This window comes from Shuttleworthella sp. MSX8B (assembly GCF_000524295.1).
Classification (GTDB): Bacteria; Bacillota; Clostridia; order Lachnospirales; family Lachnospiraceae; genus Shuttleworthia; species Shuttleworthia satelles.
This window is the reverse complement of record NZ_JAQT01000033.1, coordinates 74,949-95,884: the sequence shown is the minus strand read 5'-3', so window position 1 is coordinate 95,884 and position 20,936 is coordinate 74,949. Positions and strand designations below refer to the sequence as shown.

General features: G+C 53.6%; 19 protein-coding genes. 18 read left to right on the top strand and 1 reads right to left on the bottom strand.

Going from position 1 to position 20,936, the window contains the following annotated elements; all coding sequences use genetic code 11:
* Positions 1 to 165 precede the first annotated feature (165 nt).
* The 7 genes from HMPREF1508_RS08175 (at position 166) to HMPREF1508_RS08145 (ending at position 9,046) form a co-directional block, all read left to right on the top strand.
* On the top strand, positions 166 to 1,005 hold the full coding sequence (locus tag HMPREF1508_RS08175) for a DegV family protein (protein WP_044961082.1): 840 nt from the start codon (positions 166 to 168) through the stop codon (positions 1,003 to 1,005).
* Position 1,006: 1 nt separating this feature from the next.
* Positions 1,007 to 2,452, top strand: coding sequence for a bifunctional folylpolyglutamate synthase/dihydrofolate synthase (locus tag HMPREF1508_RS08170; RefSeq protein WP_198015624.1), 1,446 nt, complete (start codon positions 1,007 to 1,009; stop codon positions 2,450 to 2,452).
* A gap of 76 nt (positions 2,453 to 2,528) precedes the next feature.
* A complete protein-coding gene (locus HMPREF1508_RS08165; protein WP_198015623.1) occupies positions 2,529 to 3,173 on the top strand; it encodes a helix-hairpin-helix domain-containing protein in 645 nt (214 codons plus the stop codon).
* Between the two features lie 8 nt (positions 3,174 to 3,181).
* Positions 3,182 to 3,871: a response regulator transcription factor gene (locus HMPREF1508_RS08160; RefSeq protein ID WP_044961077.1), complete on the top strand. Its 690-nt coding sequence runs from the start codon at positions 3,182 to 3,184 to the stop codon at positions 3,869 to 3,871.
* Between the two features lie 134 nt (positions 3,872 to 4,005).
* A complete protein-coding gene (locus tag HMPREF1508_RS08155) occupies positions 4,006 to 5,445 on the top strand; it encodes a sensor histidine kinase (RefSeq protein WP_242834541.1) in 1,440 nt (479 codons plus the stop codon).
* Positions 5,442 to 6,368: a GerMN domain-containing protein gene (locus HMPREF1508_RS08150; protein WP_049906947.1), complete on the top strand. Its 927-nt coding sequence runs from the start codon at positions 5,442 to 5,444 to the stop codon at positions 6,366 to 6,368. The genes HMPREF1508_RS08155 and HMPREF1508_RS08150 overlap by 4 nt, the downstream gene beginning before the upstream one ends.
* Before the next feature lie 17 nt (positions 6,369 to 6,385).
* The gene (locus HMPREF1508_RS08145; RefSeq protein WP_044961073.1) at positions 6,386 to 9,046 is read left to right on the top strand and encodes a DNA internalization-related competence protein ComEC/Rec2; all 2,661 of its coding nucleotides are present in this window, start codon (positions 6,386 to 6,388) and stop codon (positions 9,044 to 9,046) included.
* A 54-nt stretch (positions 9,047 to 9,100) separates the two neighbouring features.
* On the opposite strand, the gene HMPREF1508_RS08140 is transcribed toward HMPREF1508_RS08145, so the two are convergent.
* On the bottom strand, positions 9,101 to 9,523 hold the full coding sequence (locus tag HMPREF1508_RS08140) for a hypothetical protein (RefSeq protein WP_044961071.1): 423 nt from the start codon (positions 9,521 to 9,523) through the stop codon (positions 9,101 to 9,103).
* 184 nt (positions 9,524 to 9,707) lie between these two features.
* On the opposite strand from HMPREF1508_RS08140, the gene holA reads away from it, so the two are divergent.
* From holA to dnaJ, 11 genes are all read left to right on the top strand, one after another.
* Positions 9,708 to 10,685, top strand: a complete 978-nt coding sequence (gene holA, locus HMPREF1508_RS08135) for a DNA polymerase III subunit delta (RefSeq protein WP_044961223.1) — start codon at positions 9,708 to 9,710, stop codon at positions 10,683 to 10,685.
* Positions 10,686 to 10,839: 154 nt separating this feature from the next.
* Positions 10,840 to 11,103: a 30S ribosomal protein S20 gene (gene rpsT, locus HMPREF1508_RS08130; protein ID WP_006905540.1), complete on the top strand. Its 264-nt coding sequence runs from the start codon at positions 10,840 to 10,842 to the stop codon at positions 11,101 to 11,103.
* A 44-nt stretch (positions 11,104 to 11,147) separates the two neighbouring features.
* On the top strand, positions 11,148 to 11,297 hold the full coding sequence (locus HMPREF1508_RS10430; RefSeq protein WP_198015621.1) for a hypothetical protein: 150 nt from the start codon (positions 11,148 to 11,150) through the stop codon (positions 11,295 to 11,297).
* Positions 11,278 to 13,092, top strand: coding sequence for a translation elongation factor 4 (gene lepA / locus HMPREF1508_RS08125; RefSeq protein WP_044961070.1), 1,815 nt, complete (start codon positions 11,278 to 11,280; stop codon positions 13,090 to 13,092). The genes HMPREF1508_RS10430 and lepA overlap by 20 nt, the downstream gene beginning before the upstream one ends.
* Before the next feature lie 112 nt (positions 13,093 to 13,204).
* Positions 13,205 to 14,494 carry a radical SAM family heme chaperone HemW gene (gene hemW, locus HMPREF1508_RS08120; protein WP_044961069.1) on the top strand — a complete coding sequence of 430 codons (1,290 nt, stop codon included), beginning with the start codon at positions 13,205 to 13,207 and terminating at the stop codon, positions 14,492 to 14,494.
* A 212-nt stretch (positions 14,495 to 14,706) separates the two neighbouring features.
* The gene (gene hrcA, locus HMPREF1508_RS08115) at positions 14,707 to 15,777 is read left to right on the top strand and encodes a heat-inducible transcriptional repressor HrcA (RefSeq protein ID WP_044961068.1); all 1,071 of its coding nucleotides are present in this window, start codon (positions 14,707 to 14,709) and stop codon (positions 15,775 to 15,777) included.
* Positions 15,774 to 16,013 carry a GNAT family N-acetyltransferase gene (locus HMPREF1508_RS10890; protein ID WP_156923216.1) on the top strand — a complete coding sequence of 80 codons (240 nt, stop codon included), beginning with the start codon at positions 15,774 to 15,776 and terminating at the stop codon, positions 16,011 to 16,013. Before hrcA ends, HMPREF1508_RS10890 begins: the two co-directional genes overlap by 4 nt.
* Positions 16,014 to 16,075: 62 nt before the next feature.
* Positions 16,076 to 16,684 carry a metalloprotease family protein gene (locus HMPREF1508_RS08110; protein ID WP_044961067.1) on the top strand — a complete coding sequence of 203 codons (609 nt, stop codon included), beginning with the start codon at positions 16,076 to 16,078 and terminating at the stop codon, positions 16,682 to 16,684.
* Positions 16,685 to 17,045: 361 nt separating this feature from the next.
* Positions 17,046 to 17,771 carry a nucleotide exchange factor GrpE gene (grpE, locus tag HMPREF1508_RS08105; RefSeq protein WP_156923212.1) on the top strand — a complete coding sequence of 242 codons (726 nt, stop codon included), beginning with the start codon at positions 17,046 to 17,048 and terminating at the stop codon, positions 17,769 to 17,771.
* Between the two features lie 61 nt (positions 17,772 to 17,832).
* A complete protein-coding gene (gene dnaK / locus HMPREF1508_RS08100) occupies positions 17,833 to 19,707 on the top strand; it encodes a molecular chaperone DnaK (RefSeq protein WP_044961066.1) in 1,875 nt (624 codons plus the stop codon).
* A 7-nt stretch (positions 19,708 to 19,714) separates the two neighbouring features.
* A complete protein-coding gene (gene dnaJ, locus HMPREF1508_RS08095; RefSeq protein WP_006905530.1) occupies positions 19,715 to 20,899 on the top strand; it encodes a molecular chaperone DnaJ in 1,185 nt (394 codons plus the stop codon).
* Positions 20,900 to 20,936 lie beyond the last annotated feature (37 nt).

Sequence of the window (20,936 nt, the reverse complement as noted above, 5' to 3'; positions counted from 1 at the left end):
CACCACGAGGAATCATCAAATGTGAGTTCTGCTCACATTCGTGGTCACAGAGGAGAAGAGAAGCGGCAGGCCGCTTCTCTTTTTTCTTTGCGGAATCTGTTGTAGAATGGGTTCGTATCACTGTGACGGATCGATAATCTCCGTGCTCAGCACAGGAGGGTGAGGATGTATAAGATTTTAGTTGATTCTTGCGGCGAATTATCAGAGGAGATGAGAGCCGGCGGGCACTTTGTAAATATTCCTCTGATTCTTCGCGTGGACAATGAGGAGATTGTGGACGATGAGAGCTTTGACCAGAAGACCTTCCTGGCCAAGGTGGCCTCCAGCTCCAACGAGCCCAAGTCTGCCTGCCCATCTCCGGATGCCTACATGAAGTGGATGGAAGGGGAGTCAGACCACATCTATATTGTCACGCTTTCATCCAAGTTATCTGGTTCTTACGCCAGTGCCAGTCTGGGGAAAGAACTCTATGAGGAGGAATACGGGGACGCAAAGAAGATTCATGTCTTTGATTCCAGGTCCGCGTCCATCGGAGAGAGCCTGATCGGCTTGAAGATCGAGGAACTGGAGGAAGAGGGCCTGCCCTTTGAAGAAATTGTGAGCCAAACCCAGGACTATATTGAGAAGCAGCACACCTTCTTTGTCCTGGAGACGCTGGAGACCCTGCGCAAGTCCGGTCGTCTCTCAGGCCTGGCCGCTACGATCATCAAGGCACTGAATATCAAGCCGGTGATGGGATCCACAGAGGAGGGTTCCATTCAGAAGCTTGGTCAGGAGCGTGGAATGACGCGCGCGCTGATGAAGATGGTTCGCTGCCTCATGGAGGTCACGCCGGATCCTCAGAATCGCGTGTTGGCCATCGCTCACTGCAACTGTCCCGAGCGGGCGCAGATGGTCAAGGCCCAGGTGGAGAAGCTGGCGCATTTTAAGAAGATTCTGATTTTGGATACCGCGGGAGTCTCTTCTATGTATGCCAATGACGGCGGTATCATCATGGCTGGTTGATATGACTTATCAGGAAATTGTAGATAAGATAGAGAAAATGAGGCGATTCGGCAGGGCGACAGGATACCAGGTGTCCCGTGAAATGCTGGATCGCCTTTCGCATCCAGAAGAGGGGCAGAGAGTCATTCATATCGCCGGCACAAATGGCAAGGGATCGACAGCGGCGATCCTGGCGTATATTCTGGCGGCACAGGGCTTTCGGGTCGGGCTCTTCAGCTCGCCTCATCTGCTGCGTTTCAACGAGCGAATCCGCATTCTGGAGACAGAGGAGAATCGAAGAGGCGCATTCGATGCGGCGACTGCCCCTCGAGTGATTACAAGGCAGATTTCCGATGACGCCGTCCGGCGCCTGGGAGAGAAGATTCTTGAGCTGCCCATGGAACTGCCGCCCACCATGTTTGACATCTGTTTTTGCATGGGGCTCTGTTACTTCAGGGAAGAGGTCTGTGATTTTGTTATCTTAGAGACTGGCCTGGGGGGAAAATACGACTCGACCCGCGCTTCTTCTGTAGTTCCCCTGATCAGCATCATTACCAGCATCGGCTTAGACCACACGGCGATTCTGGGGAATCGCCCGGAGGAGATCGCGGAGAATAAGGCGGGGATTCTTCGCCCCGGCACACGCTGTATCCTGGGTCCTATGGAGGAGGCGGCCAGCCGGGTGATCATAAGGCGCTGCCGGCAAGAGGGGATTCCCTTTTGGCAGGTGACAAAGAGCGGGGCAAAGGATATTTTCCTGGCGAGGGGACTGAAAAGGGAGGATCTGGCTCTGGAGGGGCATTACCAGCTCTACAATGGAGCCTGCGCGATTCTGGCGGCGGAGATCTTGCATGAGATGGGAGTGACCTGTCAGAAGGGGAGAAAGACAGACAAGGCCCGCGGGAGTGCGACGACCGCGCCGGATTCTGTAAGAGGGGAGAATCAGGCGTTTTGCAGGGCCCTGCGCAGCGGTCTGGCTCAGGTCTCATGGCCGGGGCGCATGGAGAGAGTCAACTACAGAGGCAGGCAGATCCTGATCGATGGCGCCCACAATCCCCAGGGAGTGGACGCTTTGGCCAAGAGCCTGCGCGGCTTTTATCCGGATACGACCTGCGTCTTTATCATCGGGATTTTGGCGGACAAGGAGTATGACCTGATGCTGGAGGAGATTCTCCCGCTGGCGGCGGAAGTCGTCACGGTAACGGTGGACAGTGACCGGGCTCTGCAGGCAGAGAGGCTGGCTGCTCTGATCCGTGGTCGGGGCGGCTGCGCTCACAGGGCGGGCTCTGTCTCAGAGGCCCTGGAGCTGGCCGCGGACATCTGCAGGCAAAGAGAGGGAAAGGGAATCAGAAGCCCTCTGGTTCTCTTCGGATCTCTTTATTTTGTGGGTCAGGTCAAGGCATTCTTGGCCGATTCTCCGGAAGAATTCAGGCCGGAGGTGGCGCAGGAGAGGAAAAGCGACATTTAGCGCTTTCCTTACGGACCTTTTTTCGATACAATGTTGGGCGTAGATGATGCATTGGGCACCTCTGTGGAGGTGTGTGATGAAAATACGCAGGTATTTGATGTGCGGATTTCTTCTGATGGCCCTGTGCCTGTCGTCCTGCGCAAGAGGATCCTTCCTTCAATCCAGAGAGATAAAACAGGAGGAAGAGGGGGCCGATTCGAAAGAGCAGGCCGGGGATACAGGCAGGGGGGAGAATTCCGGGACAAATCAGACGGAGGGCGACAGGACAGATACCGGTGGGATCTGGGTTCAGATTCAGGGGGCAGTGGAGCGCCCCGGAGTCTACTCTCTTCCCAGGGACAGCCGCTTAAAGGATCTCCTGGAGGCGGCTGGCGGTTTTGGCCGGGATGCCGATACAGAGAAGGTAAATCAGGCCGCGCGTCTGGAAGACGGTGCCATGTATCGGGTGCCCAGACAGGGAGAGGGGCAGAACTCGTCTGAGGAGGGGCAGTCTTTGGAGAATGCTCAGACGGGATCCGGATCTTCATCCAAGGTCAATATCAACCGGGCTGACCGGGACCAGCTGATGAGTCTGCCCGGGATTGGAGCCGGCAAGGCGGATGCGATTATTGCCTATCGCAGGAAGCAGGGAGCGTTTGCCAAAAGAGAGGATATCATGAAGGTCCCTGGCTTGAAGGCGGCGGTTTACGCCAAAATCAAGGATCGGATCACTGTGAATTGAGGTATGAGATGGCCAAAAAGGTGTTGGTGGTCGACGATGAAAAATTGATTGTGAAGGGGATTCGCTTCTCCTTGGAGCAAGATGAGATGAAGGTCGACTGCGCCTATGATGGTCAGGAGGCTCTAGACAAGGCCAGGGAGGGAGACTATGATCTCATCCTCTTAGACGTCATGCTGCCCAGGATGGATGGCTTTGAGGTCTGCCGGGCAGTGCGTGAGTTCTCCAACGTGCCGATTGTCATGCTCACAGCCAAGGGCGACGACATGGATAAGATCATGGGCCTGGAGTACGGCGCGGATGACTATATTACAAAGCCCTTCAATATTCTGGAGGTCAAGGCCAGAATCAAGGCCATTCTGCGCCGGGTCAAGAGCCAGGAGGCGGAAGAGGACAGTGGAAATGTGGTCAAATCCGGCGACGTCAGCATGGACACGGATCGTCGAAGCCTTCGGATTGCGGGAGAGGATATCAATCTGACTTCCAAGGAGTTTGATATGCTCCTGCTCCTGGTCAATCATCCGGGCAAGGTCTACTCCAGAGATTCTCTTCTGCACACGATCTGGGGCAGCGACTATCCGGGGGACGCGAGGACGGTGGACGTACACATCCGCCGCCTGAGAGAGAAGATCGAGCCGAGCCCGAGCGAACCCAGGTATGTGCACACCAAGTGGGGGGTGGGCTATTATTTTCAGGCCTGAGACTTCCTTATCGATTTGATACGATTTCAGCCTTTGACATTGTCCCCTGATTTTTTCCCTGTTATACTAATCTCATGAATGCTTTTCGACGACTCCGGGATCAATTTCACAGGCTCAGACTGCGCCTGATTCTCATGATTCTGTTGGCGGGACTGATCCCTTATACCGTCGCTTTTTATCTCTATCTTTATGCCTATCGGCAGAATACCATCAACATTGAAGAAGTGCAGATTCAATCGCAGATGCAGGTTTTGACCGGGGGGATCCTGGACAAGGACTATCTGTCGGATCCTTCGGACACGGAGATCAACAGCCAGCTGGATACGGTTCGTCAGATCTATGGAGGGCGTATTCTGCTGATTGATGATACCCTTCGGGTGATCAAGGATACCAATGGCATCGATAGCGGACGGACGCTGGTCTGGGCGAACGTGATTCGCTCTCTCAAGGGAGAGGCCCTCAGCTACTATGACAAACAGAACAATTTCTTGACGGTTACCCTGCCCATCCGCAGCACGGCGGACAACAACGCGCCTGTTCGCGGGGTGCTCATGGTAGTGCGCTCGATGGACTACATGAACCAGTCCCTGGACCAGATGACCGCGCCCGGGATCATCGGTTTTGTCATTTTAGGCTTCATTCTCCTGGGGCTTGCCGCCTGGACCGCGGAGCATACCATTCGCCCTCTCAAGACCATGGAAGAGACCCTGGATAAGACGAAAAACGGCAGCGTCTCGTCGGGTCTGAAGGATTTAGACTATGCGGAGGCGGAGGAGCTGGCAGGCCATTTCAATGATTTCCTGGGCCGCATGCAGTCTGTGGAGGCTTCCCGGCAGGAGTTCGTCTCCAATGTCTCTCATGAGCTCAAGACGCCTCTGACATCCATGAAGGTCCTGGCGGACTCCATTAACAGTATGGAGGGGGCCCCCCTCGAGCTCTATCAGGAATTCATGCAGGATATGAGTCATGAAATTGACCGGGAGACCAAGATTATCAATGACCTTCTCTCTCTGGTTCGTATGAACAAGACGGGAATCAGCATGAATATCGCGTCTGTCAATATGAATGAGCTGATCGAATCCATCCTGCACCGGGTTCGTCCGATCGCGGACCGGCAGGGAGTAGAGCTGGTCCTCGAGTCCTTCCGTCCGGTTTTCTGTGAGATCGACGAGACCAAGTTTTCTCTGGCGATTACAAATCTGGTGGAGAATGCCGTCAAGTACAACAATCCCGGCGGCTGGGTTCACGTCTCTTTAAATGCTGATCACCAGTACTGTTTTGTGACGGTTGAGGACAATGGAATGGGAATCCCGCAGGATTCGCTGGACCGTATCTTCGAGCGCTTCTACCGGGTGGACAAGTCGCATTCCAGGGAGATCGGCGGTACCGGTCTTGGTCTTGCAATTACGCAAAACGCGATTCGCATGCACCACGGAGAGATTCGTGTGGCCTCTGAGCTGGGACAGGGAACGACCTTTGATGTTCGTATTCCCCTGACCTATATCGTGGATCCCGAGGAGGATGTCATTGCCAGACGGGCAGATGAGATCCGTGAGGAGAGGAGCGGAGAATGAGAAGATCTATCCGGAAGAAATGCGTCTCTCTCGCTCTGATGATGAGTATGGTTATTACACTTCTGACAGCGTGCGGCGGGGACGCGGGGACGCAGCAGATCTACTATATGGATGTGGCCGGGAACAGCTTAAAGATCAGCGCTCACAAGCTCAAGGCCAAAGACACAGAGGGACAGATCAGTGAGCTTTTAACTGCCCTGAAACAGGCTCCGGATACAGGAAGAGCAGTCAGTGTCATGCCCGGGGATCTGGAAGTGATTTCACATCGCCTGGATGGGGGACACCTGGTCCTGGATTTCAATACAGCTTATGAGCGAATCACCGGACCGAACGAGGTCCTCATGCGGTCTGCGATCGTCAAGACCCTCCTGCAGATCAGCAACATCAGCTCAGTGACCTTTATGGTACAGGGAAAGGCTCTGACAAACGCGGACGGTAGTGAGATTGGCGCCATGAATGCCGACACATTTATGGATTTCGGGGGCGACGCGGAGGACGCTATGGTTCGGCGGACATTTACCCTCTACTATGCCAGCAAGGACGGGCAGAGCCTGGTCAGAGAGAAGAGAGAGATCTATTACAACAGCAACATTTCACCGGAGAAGCTGGTGATGGAATATCTGATGACCAGTCCTCACACGGATGACGCCATCAGTCCGATTCCGGACAGCACCAAACTGCTCAATATCAATGTCAATCGCGGGGTCTGTTATCTGAATCTGGATGAGAATTTTCTCAATGCCACAGATAAGATCTCACAGCAGGTCGTGATATATTCGATCGTCAACTCTTTATGTGAGCTGAACGAGATATCCAGTGTACAGATCGCGATCAATGGGGAGATGAATTCCATCTTCCGAGGGGACAAGCTGTCCAATTCTTATACGCCCAACTTCAATATGGTGACTTCCGACGCCGAATAGGAGCGGGGAGGTGGCCTATGCTTAGAGCCAGACCTCTGGTCATCATGGCCTTGAGTTTACTTGCGGGAATTTTTATTGCGCGTGCGCCTTGCGCGCGCCAGGAAGTTCTGATTCTACTGATTGCGCTTATTTTGCCCGCTGTCGCAGCGGTCCTTTTTATCCCGGGTTGCCCCCTGATCGAGGGCGGCAGGCCCGCGGTCTTATCTTCTTTTATCAACATAAGAAAAGCGGTCAGACGGATCGGACCGGGACTGATGGTCTCTGCCTTCTTCCTGATCGGATTTACGCGCTGCCAGGCCCTCCTGGATCATCAGCTGCGGGTCGCGCAGAAACTGACAGAGGGACAGCAGATCATCGCTGAGGGGAGAATCTATGCCCTTGAGCCGAGGGAAAAAGGCATTCGGGCACTCCTGGGACAGGTGAAAATTTCAGCCAGGGATCATGAAAAAGAGTGGGAACTGGGGAAAATTTATGTCGATGATTTGGCCGAAACCATCGATCAAAGAGGGACGCGCCCTCAACTGGGAGACAGGATCCGCCTCAGCGCTTTATACAGTCCGGGACAAGCTGCGCCAAATGAGGGGGGCTTTGACGAAAGAGCCTATGAATACAGCAGGCAGATCTACGGGCATTTTAAGAAGGCCTCTCATCCGGTTGTGCTTGCAGAGGGAGCCGGTCATCCCTATTGGCATTTGAGGCAGCTGCTTGAGAGCCTGCGATCAGGGCTGGCAGGGGTCTTTGACAGGAATCTGCCGGCGGAAGAGGCGGGCCTTCTTTCCGCCATGGCGCTGGGGGCAAGGAGCAGTCTGGACGCGGAGGTCAGAGATCTGTTCACCCGATCCGGTCTATCGCATATCCTGGCGATTTCCGGCCTTCATGTCTTCCTTATGGCTTCCCTTCTCCTTGGGCTTTTGAGGAGCTTGCGCCTTAATCTGCCCCTGGCTGCCCTTATTTCCGGTATGGGAATCATCTTCTACGGTATGATGACCGGGAATGCCGTTTCCACGCAGAGAGCGGTGTGGATGTACCTGCTTGTTCTTCTGGGGAAATGTCTGGGCGAGGCCTACGATTCTCTGTCCGCGCTGGCGCTGGCGGCGCTTGTGATTCTGATCCCAAATCCCATGGCCATAGGCGACCCGGGGTTTCAGCTCTCATTCGCGGCGATTTTGGGTATGCAGCTTGTGGCCAGGCCGATGCAGGAGCGCTACCGATCCGACTGTAAAGAGAAATTTAAGGCGAGACAGCATCAGCTTTTTCGAATGAGTCAAAGGCAACTGCCCTGGAATCGGGGGCGTGACCGTGTATCCGGGTCCTATCAGCCCAATCTGACCCAGCGTATCCTGGGGCAGATAATCCTGGCCCTGGGAATCCAGCTGGCTGTCTTACCCCTGCTCGCCTTCTGCTACAGCGAGATAGCTGTCTATGTGATTTTTCTCAATTTGCTTCTGCTGCCCTTTTTGGGACTGGTCCTGGCGAGCGGTCTGCTGGGAGGATTTCTGGGTCTGGCGGCAGAGCTCGGGTTTCTGAAAGCGCCGGCAGATCTTTGCCTGGGAGTCAGCCACTGCCTGCTCTACTTCTTTGAATGGAGCTCGGATCTGAGTCTGCGCCTGCCCGGAGCGAGGATGATTACAGGCAAGCCCCCGATTTGGCTGATCCTTGTCTATTACGGGAGCCTTTTTTATTTGCTGTATGGAAGAGAGAGAAGAGGGGCTGTTCATCCCGGGCAGAGGAGAGCAAAGGGTCAAATAAAAAAACGGCGGATTCAGGGGAGAATTTCCGCGGGGGTCGCCCTTGCCCTTCTGCTGTCGCCGCCGATCCTCTGGTCTGCAAGCCTTCCTTATCTGGCAGGAGCTGAATTTACCATGTTAGACGTCGGACAGGGGGATGGTCTGTACTTCTGTGACGGGAGAGGAGGCCATTACATGATTGACGGGGGATCGACCAGTCTGGATCAGCTGGGAAAGCGGCGTATTCTTCCCTTCCTCAAAGCCAGAGGCATTCGGCAGATCCGCTATTGGTTTGTCAGCCACACCGATCTGGACCATATCAGCGGCCTGGAAGAGGCCCTAAAGGAAGGGTATTCCATACAGAATCTTGTCTTTTCGGCCAATATGCCCTATGTCGATGAGGGGAGAAATCCCGCCTATGAAAGGCTTACTGCTCTGGCAAAGAGAAATGGATGCCGGGTCCTGCTCTGGGATCAGGGGGACCAGCTTTGTATAGAGGGCGGTGGGGAGAAAAAGGAGATCCTTTTGGTGCGCTGCCTGGGACCGGGCAGGGATCATTTGGCCAGGGGGGCCAATGAGAACAGTCTGATCCTGTCGATTACCATGCCGGGACTCTCTGCCTTTTGCGCCGGAGATATTGGGACACAGCAGGAAGAAACCCTGTTGCGCAAGGGCATGTTCTTTGGAGACAAAAGAGAGGGGAACCTCTCTTTATATAAGGCCTCCCATCACGGGAGCAAGGGAGCCAACAGCCGGGAGATTCTCCAAAGGCTGCGGCCGGATCTGATCTGGATCAGTGCCGGGATCAGAAATCGCTATGGACATCCGGGAAAGGAGACTCTGGAGCGGATGAAGGAGATCGGTTGTCCGATCGATCGAACTATGTATCAGGGGCAGATGACCCTGCGCAGAAAGGGAAGCGACTGGAAATATCAGGTCCGCTTCCCGTGAAATTCGCCTCTTGACACCGATTCGCATGGGAGAAAGTCTGGCTCGATAAAACGATTACATCAGCTGATCTTCGCGGATCACCTGCGCGTGTTCGATCAAGGTCCGGTAATGCTCCAATCCCTTCGGATCATCCAGGGGGTGAATAGAACACTCGCCCGAGGACTTGTCGACGAGTACAGGGCCGAATTTGCCGTAGCTGTAAGCGGTATAGCCCTCTTTGCCGGACAGAAGGCAGGCGGTATTGTCTGCGGAGTGACCGGATGGATTTCTGTGGAAGAGACTGGTCCAAAATTCCCCTTTCTTTTGGGCCTGCGCGGTCAGTTCTGTCGGATCCAAATCTCGGGGGAGAAAGTCAAAGATGTAATAGCGGTGGCAGACCCAGGCGTGATAGAAGAGATTTTCGGCGGGAGCCAGCCGATCGATATAGTCCTGGGCGAGTTGACAGGCCTCGTGGGCATTTGTGACGGTTTGTGACATGATATTCTCCTTACAGGGCCATTGTCCGCAGGGCGTGTTGGACGCGGCAGAGACGGATTATGGCTGTTGTTTTGTCAGCTGAATTTTTTACTATTATAAGCGCTTTTGCCTTCCGATGCCCATCGAACTTAAGTGCGTATTCCGCAGATTGACTTGTATGGAGCGGGATTTTACAATTGTTTTCATGCAGACCATCAATCAGGATATTAAGACGGGACAATTTCACAGAGCCTATCTGCTCTATGGAGAAGAGGACTATCTCAAGCTCCAGTATCGGGATCGGCTGGTCAGGGCCCTGACAGGCGGCCAGGAGAGCATGAATTTCAGCCGGATGGAGGGAGATGACTGCGACCTGAAAGGGCTGATTGATCTGGCGCAGACCATGCCTTTTTTCGCGGACCATCGCTGTATTCTGATCATGGAATCTGGCTTCTTTAACAGTAGCAACGATGAACTGGCGGCTTATCTTGAGACTGTGCCAGAGACGGCTGTGCTGATCTTTGTCGAGAAGGCCGTCAGGAAATCGACCAGACCTTTTAAGGCCATGGTGAAGTATGGCTACGCCTGTGAGTTCTTAAAGCCCGATGAGAGAATCCTCATGCAGTGGATCGGAGGCCGCCTGTCCAAGGAGAAGAAGACCATGTCACCCGAGGCGTGGCGGGAATTCTTTCTGCGAAGCGGCGAGAACATGGAGAATATGGAGCGGGAGTACGAGAAGCTTGTGACTTACTGCCTGGACAGAGAACGCATTGAACTCGATGATGTCAGGGCCATCACAAGCCGTCCGCTCAACAACCGTGTCTTTGATCTGATCGACGCCATGGCGAGGCGGGACGGAAAGCTGCTCCTGGAGCACTACGCGGATATGATCGCGGCCAAAGAACCGCCCCTGCGTATCCTCAGCCTGATTGAGCGCCAATTCATCCAAATGCTGGCGGTGCGGCAGATGTCATCAGATCATCTGTCAGATCGCGAGATCGGACAGAAAATCGCCGTCTCCCCTTATATTGTCGGAAAGATCCGCCGCAGCTCAGAGAGCTATAGCCAGGAACAGATCAGACAGCTGCTGGCGGACGCCTCTGACATGGAGGAGAGAATCAAGACCGGGAAAATCACAGACCGACTGGGAGTGGAAGTCCTCATGATGCGCTATGCCAGGTGAGGTACGCGCCTGCCCGTAATTAATCCTTGACAGGAGCAGGCCCGGACAGTATCATGTACGAGTATGTTTACATTGAACTGTCCGTGTCCGGCTACAATGTAACTAAGGATTTTTTCTATAAGAAACATTCGATTTACATTGGAGGTAATCTAAATTGGCTAACATTAAGTCCGCAAAGAAGAGAGTACTCGTAACTGCTACCAAGACCGCCCGCAACAAGGCGATCAAGTCAGAGGTGAAGACCTACATCAAGAAGGTCGACGCGGCAGTTGAGGCTGAGGATAAGGACGCGGCCCTTGCAGCGCTCAAAGAGGCTACCAGCGTGATCGCCAGAGCATGCTCTAAGGGTGTTTATCACAAGAATACAGCGGCACGCAAGGTTTCTCGTCTCAGCAAGGCTGTCAACAAGCTCGCTTAATCAATCGGACGAGAAGAGGCGTCAGATACACCGATGCCGCAGGAATGAAGGATAAGAGAGTCAACAGCCCGTCATCTGTTGACTCTCTTTTTGTTCGCCGCATGGCGGATGATGAGAACAGGAGCGGAAATTGCCGTCGAGGGATCATGACCGCGGCGCATGAGGAGCAAATCCATGGGAATCGACCAGAGTAAAATTCGCAATTTCTGTATTGTGGCCCACATTGATCACGGCAAGTCCACCCTGGCGGACCGGATCATCGAGATGACCGGAACACTGACCAAGCGGGAGATGCAGGAGCAGGTTCTGGACACGATGGATCTGGAAAGAGAGAGGGGCATTACAATTAAGTCACAGGCGGTCAGGGTTATTTATCGGGCCAGGAATGGGGAGGAGTACATTTTCAACCTGATCGACACGCCGGGACATGTGGATTTCAATTATGAGGTCTCCCGCGCCCTGGCGGCCTGCGACGGAGCCGTTCTGGTCGTTGACGCGACCCAGGGGGTTGAGGCCCAGACCCTGGCCAATGTATACCTGGCTCTGGATCATGATCTGGAGGTGATCCCAGTCATCAATAAGATCGATCTTCCATCCGCGGACCCCGAGAGGGTGAAGAAGGAGGTGGAGGATGTCATCGGTCTGGACTGTCAGGACGCGCCTTTGGTGTCCGCCAAGACGGGTCTGAATGTAGAGGATGTTCTGGAGGCGATCGTTCATCATCTCCCGGCCCCACAGGGAGACAGGACGGCGCCTCTGAAGGCCCTGATCTTCGATTCTCTCTACGATTCCTATAAGGGAGTCATTGTTTTCATACGTCTGATGGAGGGCTCAATGAAGGCTGGAGACAGGGTCTGTATGATGGCGACCGGTTTCAGCTGCGAAGTGGTGGAGCTGGGCTACTTCGGCGCCGGTCAGTTTATTCCCTGTGAGGAACTGGAGGCGGGCATGGTAGGCTACTTTACCGCCTCGATCAAGGATTTGAGGGAGACCCGGGTCGGCGATACGGTGACCTCGGCGGATCGGCCGACAGAAGAGGCCCTGCCGGGCTATAAGAAGGTCCAGCCCATGGTCTATTCCGGGATATATCCGGCGGATTCCGCCAGATATCCGGAACTTCGTGAGGCTCTGGAGAAGCTCCAGCTCAACGACGCTGCCCTGCAGTTTGAACCGGAGACCTCAGCGGCCCTGGGATTTGGCTTTCGCTGCGGCTTTCTGGGTCTTCTACATCTGGATGTGATTCAGGAGCGCCTGGAGAGAGAGTATAAGCTCGATCTGGTGACGACCGCGCCCGGCGTCGTCTATCGGATCCATAAGACGGATGGGAGCCAGATGGAGCTGACCAATCCATCCAATCTGCCGGATCCATCCGAGATCGACTACATGGAGGAGCCTGTCGTCGAGGCGGAGATTATGGTCACATCCGACTATATCGGAGCTATTATGGATCTCTGCCAGGAGCGGCGCGGCCAGTATATCAGCATGGAGTATATTGAGGAGGGCAGGGCTCAGCTTCGCTATACCCTGCCTCTCAATGAGATCATCTATGATTTCTTCGATGTCTTGAAGTCCAGGAGCCGGGGCTATGCCTCCCTCGACTATGAGATGAAGGGCTATCAGAGGTCAGACTTAGTCAAGCTGGATATGCTGATCAATAAGGAACAGGTGGATGCCCTTTCCTTTATTGTGTTCTCAGGCACCGCATACGAGCGGGGGAAAAAGATGTGCGAGAAGCTCAAAAAGGAGATCCCCAGGCATCTCTTTGAGATTCCCATTCAGGCGGCAGTCGGGGGGAAGGTAATTGCCAGAGAGACGGTCCGGGCCATGCGCAAGGATGTCCTGGCCAAGTGCTACGGGGGAGATATTTCCCGCAAGAGAAAGCTTCTGGAGAAGCAGAAGGAGGGAAAGAAGCGCATGCGGCAGGTGGGCAGTGTGGAGATCCCGCAGGAAGCCTTTATGGCGGTTCTCAAGCTGGATTCGGACGACTGAGGATCGGATGCCGCTCTCCAAGGAACAGACGCGCATCCGGCGACGACGTGGAATTTGCGGCAGGTCTGTTTGAAACAGCGGTCGGGATACATCAAGAGAAGGAGCAGGGCGCGTGGAAGCTTTGGAGCTCTACATACATATTCCCTTTTGTGTGAAAAAATGTTTATACTGCGATTTTAACTCTCATCCGGGGAGCCCGAAGGAGCAGGCGGCTTATGCCGGCGCCCTGGTCAAAGAAATCGACTGGTGGGGCAGACTGATCGGCAGGAAGCAGGCGGCAAGTGTATTCGTGGGGGGAGGAACTCCTTCCTGGCTGGATTATTCTCTGATGGAGCAGATCTTTGCGGCAGTTCACAGGAACTTTTCTCTGGCCAGGGACGCTGAGGTCAGTCTGGAGCTAAACCCGGGGACCGTGACGGCAAAGGCGCTGAGGGCCTATCAAAGGATGGGGATCAACCGCGTCTCGATCGGCTTGCAGTCGTCCAATGACGATGAGCTGGCCCTTCTGGGACGAATTCACAGCTGGAATGATTTTCTACGTACCTTTGAACATGTCCGCGCAGCCGGTTTTTCCAATGTCAATGTGGATATTATGACGGGTTTGCCCCTGCAGACCGAGGATAAGCTCAAGAGAACCCTTCAGATGGTGACTATGCTCCGGCCGGAGCACATTTCCGCCTATTCTCTGATTGTAGAGCCGGGTACGCCCTTTTATGAGAGATATGCCGGGGATATCGCCAGGAGAGAGAGGGGCGAAAAAACGCTGGAGCTGCCGGACAGTGACCTGGAGTACGCGCTCTATGATATGACGAGGACCTTCCTGACGGGAAAGGGATACAGGCAGTACGAGATTTCCAACTATGCCAGGGAGGGCTATGCCTGTCGTCATAACCTGGGCTATTGGGAGAGAAAGCCCTACCTTGGATTTGGTGTGGGGGCGGCGTCTTTACTCTGTGATTCCCTCATAGACAGGCATTCGGACAGGAATCCCCTCATGCGAAAAGATCCGGCACAGAGAAGCTGCGCCTATCCAAATCTGCGCTTTTCCAATATCCCTGAGACAGACCGCTATATTGACCTCTGGGGAAAATATGATCCCGGTCAACAGCTGGACCTGGATGAAGTCCTGGCGGACGCTCCCTGGATTGATTCCAAAACGGTGCAGAAGCTGACCCGCCGGGAGGCCATGGAGGAATTTCTCTTTTTGGGGCTGCGCAAGACCAGGGGCATACGGGAGGCGGATTTTTTCAACGCTTTTGATCTCCCCGTCGGCAGTGTCTATGGATCCACTCTGGAGAGCCAGAGCAAGCGGGGTCTCCTGCGCCGACAGGGAGGGATGATTGCTCTTACAAAGGCAGGTACGGATATTTCTAACCAGGTGCTGGCGGAATATTTGCGTTAAATTTTTTGCATTAAAACAGAAATAAAACAGCCCCAAAGCGGCAAATTTATCTCACAAAAGCAGTAATTTATCGCACAAAAGCAGTAATTTGTCTCCCTAAAAGCAGTAGATTCGTCTCCTCGTGTTGACAGGCAAAGGCCCTGTCCCTACAATAAAAGAAGTTGTAGCACTCAGGAGAATCGAGTGCTAGTGCCAAAAGAGAGGAGAAATCTATGGCAGATTCCGGGCAGGGTATTGAGGAACTTTCCGAGCGCAAGTCAAAGATCCTCCACGCAATTATTCAGAATTACCTGGAGTCCGGAGAGCCGGTCGGTTCAAGGACGATTTCCAAGTTAGAGGGCGTCAGTCTGAGCTCCGCTACGATTCGCAATGAGATGAGCGACTTAGAGGAGATGGGCTACATCATTCGTCCCCACACCTCGGCCGGCCGGATCCCGACGGATCAGGGCTATCGCTTCTATGTGGATCATCTGATGGCGGAGAAGGACCAGGAGGTTACAGAGCTCAAGGACTTCGTGATCCAGAAGACGGAGAAGATGGATAAGGTCTTACAGCAGGTTGCCAAATTTTTGGCCAATACCACGCAGTACACCTCCCTGATCTCCGCGCCGGCTGTGAGCAAGAACCGAATTAAGTTCCTCCAGCTCTCTCAGGTTAATGAGCACCAGATCCTGGCCGTCATCATGATGGGAGGCAATATGGTCAAGAGCCGCCTGATTGAGGTCAAGAGCATTCTGAGCGGTGAGAATCTCCTGAAGCTCAATATGCTGCTCAACAACAGCCTGAATGGGCTGACCGCGCAGGAAATCAATCTGACTACGATCAGCAGGATGCAGGAGCAGGCGGGAATTCACGAGGATATTGTGGCGGAGGTCTTAAAGACCATTCCGGAGACGCTGCGTGAGGATGACGGACTGGAGATCTATACGTCCGGAGCCACCAATATTTTCAAATACCCGGAGCTGTCTGACGCGCAAAAGGCCTCGACCTTCATCTCTACCTTTGAGGAGAAGGGACAATTGGCGGAGCTGATCAATGACGTGCAGGAGCAGAGCGCCAACAATCCCGATTCGACGGGGATCCAGGTCTATATTGGAAGTGAATCTCCCATCGGAAACATGCCGGACTGCTCAGTTGTGACAGCCAACTATGACCTGGGTGACGGAGTCAGGGGGACGATCGGTATCGTGGGGCCCAAGCGAATGGATTATGCCAAGGTGATGGGCAGTCTCAAAGAGCTCAAGAGCAAGCTCTCTGAGATCATGGAAGATGCCCGGGAATAAAGAGAATAGAGTTTGTTGCTGCAACAGCTTTTCTGTCATCGGATGATGCAGAGAAGCTGTATTTTGCAGAAGTAGCACATGATGCGGGAGTCATCGGAGACGAAGCGTTTGCTGTATTTCAGATTGCAGAATATATGGCAAGTGCCGAACGGGCATACTGGTTTGGAGAAGCATTTCAGGGTCAGGGTATCATGCCGGAAGCTGTGAAGGAAATGCTGCGCCATAGATATACCTGATGAAGAAGGAAGATTGGCAGGAGATGTCAAAATCATTTTAAAGGTACGATTCTGAGGTTAAGATGGCGATCGTTTGGGAAGGAAATAAAAAAGAATTTGGAACATCGCATCAAAGTCCGCCGGTTCAGCAGAATGCGGTTAAGATTCGTGATGCTGAGGGATTTATCGGTAAGTCCCTGCCGTTTGGTATAGCTCCAATGATGATTTGCATGTTGGCGGTATTCTTAAAGGCATTTACAAGCAAGGAAGCACCGATTTCTCCAATATACCTTGTTCCGGCCTTTTTGATTGGATTTATGATAGCATTACCGATTCACGAGTTTGCGCACGCAGTTTGTTATCCGAAAGAAGCTACGGTGTGGGTGGGACTGTGTGTTCGTAAAATGCAGGCATGGGCCATTTCATATCATCCTCTTACAAAAAGGCGGTTTATCTGTATGTCTTTAGCCCCTGCCCTTTTGGGAATCATTCCTCTAATAGGAATCATCTTTATTCCAATAACAATGAAACCACTACTTACGATATGCGTCGTATCCGCATTCATGGGACTTATATCTCCGGCGCCTGACTATATGGATGCAATAAATGTTATGAGAAAAGTCCCCAAAGGTGCTGTCATCCGCGATTCACAGGATGGTTTGTATGCATATTTGAGTTCGATCGGAGGCTGATCAGCAGCTTTCCGTGATACGGGGAACAATAATGTATAGGATTTGAGGGATATCCCGGTGTCAGTATGGCGACATTTAACGATCCAATTGCGTTATACAATGTCAGCGCAACCATCATCTGCTCTTTCGAATACTTCATCTGTTCTCCCAGGGGCATTGCAGCGCCCAATTTTTTGTCCTCACCCTTTTAGAAGAATAGAATTTACGTTTTCATTTTTCTTCAGTGAAAAACTTGCAAATTTAAGTTGACACGATCTGTGAGGGGTGTTATCTTAGTGCATGAAGATATTAGCACTCACCAATATCGAGTGCTAATTGAAACAAATCCCAGGGTCGCAGACCCGAGAAAGGTGGTAGTTTTTTGGCTGAAGAAAAGAAGACTCCGGAGAGCAGCAATGAAGAGGCTGTGAAAGAAGCCGTAAGAGAGGCCAGAGAAGAAGCGAAGAAGCAGGAAAAGGCCGGTGAGAACGGGGAAACAGCAGAAGAAACTGCTGGACCTGAGGATATTGAGGAAGCTGTCAGGACAGAAGCGGATGGTGAGACTGGGAGAGAGGCAGACCCCCCAACCAAGGACGCCGTCGAAGCTGCGGATACCGCAGAAGCGGACCCCGGACAAAAAGAGAGCGGGAAGGGAATCTTTCACAAGAAGAAGGATCCGAGAGATGAGAAGATCGCCGAGCTCACAGACCGGGTGACCCGTCAGATGGCTGAATTCGACAATTTCCGCAAGCGAACGGAGAAAGAGAAGAATGCCAGCTTTGAGATGGGCGCTTCGGCTATTGTCGAGAAGATTCTTCCTGTGGTCGACAACTTCGAGCGCGGATTGAGTCTCTTGCCGGAAGGAGAGGCAGATGCCTTTGCGGAGGGCATGGATAAGATCTATAAGCAGCTGATCACGACTCTAACAGATCTGGGAGTCAGTCCCATTGAGGCCTTGGGGCAGACCTTTGATCCTGAGCTTCACAATGCAGTGATGCATGTGGATGACGAGAACGCCGGTGAGAACGAGATCGTGGAGGAATTGCAAAAGGGATACCGTTTTCACGACCGGGTCATCCGCCACAGCATGGTCAAGGTGGCCAACTAAAGAGACAGGTACAGATTATCTGATTTTTATAATTCAAAAATGATTTCAGGAGGAAAAAATTATGGGCAAGATTATTGGAATTGATTTAGGAACAACAAACAGCTGTGTCGCTGTTATGGAGGGCGGACAGCCCAACGTCATCCCCAACAAGGAGGGGTCCAGAACGACACCCTCAATCGTGGCATTTACCAAGAGCGGAGAGCGTCTGGTCGGCGAACCGGCCAAGAGACAGGCGGTGACCAACGCGGAGAAGACCATTTCTTCGATCAAGAGAGATATGGGAACGGATAACGGCCGTGTCATCGACGGAAAGAAGTACTCGCCCCAGCAGATCTCCGCGATGATTCTCTCCAAGCTCAAGGACGATGCCGAGAATTATCTGGGTGAGAAGGTGACAGAGGCGGTCATCACGGTTCCGGCATACTTTAATGACGCGCAGCGTCAGGCGACCAAGGACGCGGGAAAGATCGCGGGCCTGGATGTCAAGAGAATCATCAACGAGCCGACAGCAGCTGCTTTGGCCTACGGACTGGACAACGAGAAAGAGCAGAAGATCATGGTTTATGATCTGGGCGGCGGTACCTTTGATGTCTCTGTCATTGAGATCGGAGACGGCGTCATTGAGGTTCTCTCTACCAATGGGGATACCCATCTGGGCGGCGATGACTTTGATAACGCGGTCGTTGATTGGATGCTCTCTGAGTTCAAGAATGCCGAGGGCGTAGACCTCTCCGGAGACAAGATGGCTATGCAGAGGCTCAAGGAGGCCGCTGAGAAGGCCAAGAAGGAGCTCTCCTCCGCGACGACGACCAATATCAATCTGCCCTTCATTACGGCAACGGCGGAGGGGCCCAAGCACTTTGATATGGATCTGACCAGAGCAAAGTTTGATGAACTGACCCATGACCTGGTTGAGAGGACGGCGGTTCCGGTTCAGAATGCTCTTCGCGATGCGGGTCTTAACGTGAGCGACCTGTCCAAGGTTCTTCTAGTCGGCGGCTCTACCCGTATTCCGGCCGTACAGAAGAAGGTTGAGGAGCTGACGGGCAAGGAGCCCTCGAAGAACCTGAATCCTGACGAGTGCGTCGCAATCGGCGCTTCCATCCAGGGAGGCAAGCTGGCAGGAGATGCCGGCGCCGGCGACATCCTTCTTCTGGATGTCACTCCCCTTTCTCTGTCGATCGAGACCATGGGCGGCGTTGCGACCCGTCTGATCGAGAGGAATACGACCATCCCCACCAAGAAGAGCCAGATCTTCTCCACAGCAGCGGATAATCAGACCGCGGTAGATATCAACGTCGTACAGGGTGAGCGCCAGTTTGCCAGAGACAACAAGTCTCTCGGCCAGTTCCGTCTGGACGGAATCCCCCCGGCACAGCATGGCGTACCTCAGATTGAGGTTACCTTTGACATTGACGCCAATGGCATCGTGACCGTATCCGCTAAGGATCTCGGCACCGGCAAGGAGCAGCATATCACGATCACCGGCGGTTCCAACATGTCTGATGCGGATATCGAGAAGGCCGTTAAGGAGGCTCAGGAGTATGAGGCTCAGGACAAGAAGCGCAAGGAGGCGGTTGACACCAGAAATGAGGCGGATTCCTTCGCTTTCCAGACGGAGAAGGCCTTAGAGGAGGTCGGAGACAAGCTTGACGCGGCTGATAAGTCCGCTGTTGAGGCTGACATAAAGGCTCTTCGGGATCTCTTGAATCAGTATACGCAGCCGGAGGAGCTCTCAGACGCGCAGGTGGGCGAGATCAAGGCTGCTCTTGAGAAGCTGCAGGGCTCTGCCCAGAAGGTCTTCTCCAAGATGTACGAGCAGCAGGCAGCAGCCCAGCAGGGACAGGCCACAGGCGGCCCTGAGGCCGGCGCGCAGGCAGGGAATACTGCGGATGGCAATGATGATGTTGTCGATGCGGATTTCAAGGAAGTTTAATTAGATCATGGCAGACAAGAGAGATTTTTATGAGGTGCTGGGCGTCGACAGAAATGCCGACGACGCAGCTCTGAAAAGAGCATATCGCAAGCTCGCCAAGAAATATCACCCGGATTCTCACCCGGGGGACAAGGCGGCAGAGGAGAAGTTCAAGGAGGCCTCAGAGGCCTATGCCATCCTCTCGGATCCGGACAAACGCCGCCAGTACGATCAGTTCGGTATGGGAGCTTTCGAGGGCAACGGAGCAGGTGGAGCCGGCGGATTTGATTTCTCCGGTATGGACTTTGGAGATATCTTCGGAGATCTCTTCGGCGGCTTTGGGAGCTTTGGCGGCTTCGGCGGATCCTCCGCCCAGCGCGGTCCCCATAAGGGGGCGAATGTTCACGCGTCTGTCCGCATCAGCTTCGAAGAGGCAGTCTTCGGCGTGGTCAAGGAACTGGATCTGAACCTGAAGGAGGAGTGTCCGACCTGTCATGGCTCAGGCTGCAGGCCGGGAACAGGAAAGAAAACCTGCTCCAAGTGCGGCGGTAAGGGCCGGGTCGTTATGACCCAGCAGTCCATGTTTGGAACCGTGCAGAATGTGACGACCTGTCCCGATTGCGGAGGCAGCGGGCAGGTGATCGAGAGCCCATGCCCGGACTGTCACGGGAGCGGATATATCACCAGACGCAAGAAGATACAGGTCAATATACCCGCCGGGATTGACAATGGACAGTCCGTTCGTATTCGCGACAAGGGTGAGCCGGGGACAGGCGGAGGCCCCAGAGGGGATCTTCTGGTCGAGGTCCGGGTTTCCGGGCATCCTATTTTCCAGAGAAACGGCTTCGATCTCTACTCATCCGCTCCGATCACGTACGCCCAGGCGGCAATCGGAAGCGATGTCGAGATTGACACCATTGACGGCAAGGTGATCTACACGGTAAAGCCCGGGACACAGACGGATACGAGGATTCGCCTGCGGGGAAAGGGCGTTCCCACTCTGCGCAACAAGAATGTGCGCGGCGACCACTATGTCACCCTGGTGGTACAGACGCCGACCCATCTGACGGAAGAGGCCAAGGAGGCACTTCGCCATTTCGATGAGCTCTCCGGAGCAAGTCTTAAGTCCGCGTCAAATCCCAAGCCGAGAAAGAAGGGCTTTCGGGAGAAGATGCAGGAGATGAAGGATAAGTTCGACGACGCGATGGAATAATTGACAGGATCCCAGTATCAGGATTCTTATATAAAGA

Bases quoted from the DNA above. Each gene is read 5' to 3' on its own strand.
- HMPREF1508_RS08175 (WP_044961082.1), top strand. From the start codon at position 166: ATGTATAAGATTTTAGTTGATTCTTGCGGCGAATTATCAGAGGAGATG.
- HMPREF1508_RS08170 (WP_198015624.1), top strand. From the start codon at position 1,007: ATGACTTATCAGGAAATTGTAGATAAGATAGAGAAAATGAGGCGATTC.
- HMPREF1508_RS08165 (WP_198015623.1), top strand. From the start codon at position 2,529: ATGAAAATACGCAGGTATTTGATGTGCGGATTTCTTCTGATGGCCCTG.
- HMPREF1508_RS08160 (WP_044961077.1), top strand. From the start codon at position 3,182: ATGGCCAAAAAGGTGTTGGTGGTCGACGATGAAAAATTGATTGTGAAG.
- HMPREF1508_RS08155 (WP_242834541.1), top strand. From the start codon at position 4,006: ATGATTCTGTTGGCGGGACTGATCCCTTATACCGTCGCTTTTTATCTC.
- HMPREF1508_RS08150 (WP_049906947.1), top strand. From the start codon at position 5,442: ATGAGAAGATCTATCCGGAAGAAATGCGTCTCTCTCGCTCTGATGATG.
- HMPREF1508_RS08145 (WP_044961073.1), top strand. From the start codon at position 6,386: ATGCTTAGAGCCAGACCTCTGGTCATCATGGCCTTGAGTTTACTTGCG.
- HMPREF1508_RS08140 (WP_044961071.1), bottom strand. From the start codon at position 9,523: ATGTCACAAACCGTCACAAATGCCCACGAGGCCTGTCAACTCGCCCAG.
- holA (WP_044961223.1), top strand. From the start codon at position 9,708: ATGCAGACCATCAATCAGGATATTAAGACGGGACAATTTCACAGAGCC.
- HMPREF1508_RS10430 (WP_198015621.1), top strand. From the start codon at position 11,148: ATGAAGGATAAGAGAGTCAACAGCCCGTCATCTGTTGACTCTCTTTTT.
- lepA (WP_044961070.1), top strand. From the start codon at position 11,278: ATGGGAATCGACCAGAGTAAAATTCGCAATTTCTGTATTGTGGCCCAC.
- hrcA (WP_044961068.1), top strand. From the start codon at position 14,707: ATGGCAGATTCCGGGCAGGGTATTGAGGAACTTTCCGAGCGCAAGTCA.
- HMPREF1508_RS08110 (WP_044961067.1), top strand. From the start codon at position 16,076: ATGGCGATCGTTTGGGAAGGAAATAAAAAAGAATTTGGAACATCGCAT.
- dnaK (WP_044961066.1), top strand. From the start codon at position 17,833: ATGGGCAAGATTATTGGAATTGATTTAGGAACAACAAACAGCTGTGTC.
- dnaJ (WP_006905530.1), top strand. From the start codon at position 19,715: ATGGCAGACAAGAGAGATTTTTATGAGGTGCTGGGCGTCGACAGAAAT.